Source organism: Halorubrum sp. SP9 (genome assembly GCF_005435015.1).
GTDB lineage: Archaea > Halobacteriota > Halobacteria > Halobacteriales > Haloferacaceae > Halorubrum > Halorubrum sodomense.
This window is the reverse complement of record NZ_SGXU01000144.1, coordinates 1-1,031: the sequence shown is the minus strand read 5'-3', so window position 1 is coordinate 1,031 and position 1,031 is coordinate 1. Positions and strand designations below refer to the sequence as shown.

The following is a 1,031-nucleotide window of genomic DNA, read 5'->3' as shown; positions in this document are numbered from 1 at the left end:
GTGAGACGACCGGATTTAGAACGATCGTGTATTGGTTGTCCTCATTGAGAATCGGGTTGCTAACGAAGTCCCCGTTTGCATCTTTTACCGCAAATTCTCCTGACGCAAGATTAGACGTGGCGTTTCCTGAATTATCCACGAAGACTAGACTTTCTTGACCGTTGGGTCCAACCGCTTGGATTGTTGTTTCGCTCAGGTCGATCTGGTCGGCCCCAGGAGCACCTGCGACGCCGATACGAATCTCATCGAGTGTCCCATCAGAGGTACTGCCGACGATACCAACCTTCGTCGTCACGTCGATCCGCTCCGACACAAGGTCGGTACTCTCTTCACCAGTTGCTTCTGCCTGTGACTGGAGGAAGCCCGCTGTGTTGATCAGGACGCCAGCAGCAATCGCCGCCACCAGCACCATTGCGATGAACACAATGAGCGTCCCGATACCAACCTGACCACGATCGTCGTTATTGTTAATGAATTCGAACATGGTTACAGCCTCACCGAGCTCTGTTCGTCGGTTAGCGTCGTGGGGATACGAATCTCGGTTGTCGTGGTAGCCCCGGACGCGGTGGTGAAGGTAACGGACAACTGATCGCCGCCTTCAAGCGCTGTGTAGCTTGCGGGAGCGTTGCCGTCAAGAGCGAAGGCGACTTCTGCGCGATCGCTGGAATCAGTTAACACATTGTTACTGAGTCCACGAATGTTCGTTGTCTCATTATCCGAGATAGTGAACGTCTCCTGACCATCAGTGCCAACGAGTTCAACCGACACTTCGGTCAGATCGATATTGCCGGCCCCGGGGGCCTGTGCAACGACGAACTGTAACGCATCGACTGTATTCGGATTCGCAGTTGTGTTAACAGAGCCGGACTGACTCACAACTTGAATCCGGTCGCTCACTTGCGCCGTACTCTCTTCGCCCGTTGCTTCCGCCTGCGTCTGGAGGAAGCCGGCCGTGTTGATCAGGACGCCGGCGGCAATCGCCGCCACCAGCACCATCGCGATGAACACGATGAGGGTCCCGATCCCCACTT

2 protein-coding genes are annotated in these 1,031 nt (G+C 55.2%); both read right to left on the bottom strand.

The window, feature by feature from the left end; genetic code table 11:
* A partial coding sequence (locus EXE45_RS16915; RefSeq protein ID WP_137695018.1) for an archaellin/type IV pilin N-terminal domain-containing protein occupies positions 1-484 on the bottom strand: 484 nt, incomplete at its 3' end.
* A 2-nt stretch (positions 485-486) separates the two neighbouring features.
* Positions 487-1,029: an archaellin/type IV pilin N-terminal domain-containing protein gene (locus EXE45_RS16910; RefSeq protein WP_241989514.1), complete on the bottom strand. Its 543-nt coding sequence runs from the start codon at positions 1,027-1,029 to the stop codon at positions 487-489.
* Between the last annotated feature and the right edge of the window lie 2 nt (positions 1,030-1,031).